Below are 1,770 nucleotides of genomic sequence, written 5' to 3' on the forward strand. Positions count from 1 at the left end.
CAGCAAATTATCTGCAGCGAAGAAACTGATCGAGGCGGAAGATGAAAACTGGCGGCGCTGGTCTACTGAGATCCGGATTATCCCGACAGCATTACAGATCCCGCGTGAAACGGTCTTTGCTGTCGTGCGTGAAGGAAAAGAACTACCTGACCTGATGAACGATGCTGCTGCCCGTAAACAGTTTGTGGCTGACCGTATCGGCATAACACAGGCAGAAAGCAGTCATGATCAGGAAACTGGTCGATCCGGTGCTGATATTACGGAAGATAAACCCTCCGTATCAGCAGCACCGGAAAAGACCCGGCGCACACGTACTAAAAAATCAGAGAAACATGCAGAAAAATCCACTCCGGAAATAGCAGCCAACGATGAACCGGCCACCACTGCACAGACATCTGAACCGTCTATCACTATGGAGCCTGCAGCCACTGATGATTTTTGCCGCCGCGCCGAGATTCTCGACGAGGTGTTAGCCGACACAGACAACCTGAGCATCTGGAAACAGGTTCAGCGCACCGATCCGCGCTTTACCAAACCACTCGAAGGTGTGGGATACGCCGGTACAAGCATAAACGGTAATTACATGATTATGCGTGCTACCGAAATTTTTGGGCCTATCGGTGAAGGTTGGAGCTATGAGGTACTGGAAGAAAAAATGATTCCGGGAAACCCTCTGACTGAAAAAGTGTTTGATAGCAATCATAAGCAGGTTGGTGTCCGTTTCCTGCGTGATGCCGATGGATCATTATTCTGTGAGCAAAACCATTCCATCAAAATTAAATTTTGGTACATGACCAAAAGCGGGAAAAAAGCCGAGTTTGAAAGTTATGGCGCAACCCAATACAAGTACACGACCACAAAGGGGCTGAAATCAGATGCCGAAGTAATCAAAAAATCCCTGACTGATGCCATCAAAAAAGCACTGTCAATGCTCGGCTTTTCTTCCGATGTATACATGGGTATGCATGATAACCCTGAATACCTTATCAAAAATAAAATGGAGTTTGAAATTAAGGCGGCCAGTGATAACGCCGATGACACCGTCCGTCTCCGCGAGGAGCTGGACGAGAAGTTCAAACGCAATACAGAAACTATGCGGACCGCCGTCACGACCAATGAACTGCGTGGTATCGCATCAACCCTGTCACGAGAGATTTCCGTGCATATCAATAATGCAAAATCCCGTGGTGATAAAGAGTATCAGAAATACCTCGAGGGCCGCCTGCGCCGCCTGAAAGCTATTGAAGATGAATGTTTAACCGAACTGACTGAAAAACAAGAGGCAGACCAATGAGTTCAACCGCAATCGCATTAGCAGCAGACTACGACAAACTGCAACAATTGGTAGAAACCGGAGAATTCACCCCAGAAGAGATAGCCGACACCCTGGAAGGTATCGAGGGTGCCCTCGGCGATAAACTGGACGCTATTATGTTCCATGTCCGTAATCTGGAAGGACAGGCAAACACTTTGGGTGAAGAAGCAAAACGCTTGGCAGATCGCAAAAAATCATTCGAGCTGCAGGCTAAAAACCTGAAAAAATGTGCGTTGTTCTGCCTGCTGACTGCCAAGCTGGACAAACTGAAAACAACGAGAAACACATTCACCGCCGCAAAAGGCAGGGCATCAATTGTCATCGATGATGAAACAAAGATCCCCGATTCATTCGTTGATGTGCAAACCATCGTATCACCGGATAAAAAAGCCATCAAAGAAGCGCTGGAAAATGGTATTGAGGTTCCGGGCGCTCATATTGAAATTGGTGAACGA

General features: G+C 47.5%; 1 protein-coding gene and 1 pseudogene. Both read left to right on the forward strand.

Features of this window, described 5'->3' with window-relative positions:
* Positions 1–1,294, forward strand: a pseudogene (locus N7387_RS21125) (hypothetical protein); the annotation flags it as partial.
* The coding region (locus N7387_RS21130) for a siphovirus Gp157 family protein (protein ID WP_279800933.1) at positions 1,291–1,770 on the forward strand (480 nt) is incomplete at its 3' end. The pseudogene N7387_RS21125 and the gene N7387_RS21130, both read left to right, overlap by 4 nt.

The organism is Morganella sp. GD04133, from assembly GCF_029835375.1.
In the GTDB taxonomy this organism is placed as follows: Bacteria; Pseudomonadota; Gammaproteobacteria; order Enterobacterales; family Enterobacteriaceae; genus Morganella; species Morganella morganii_B.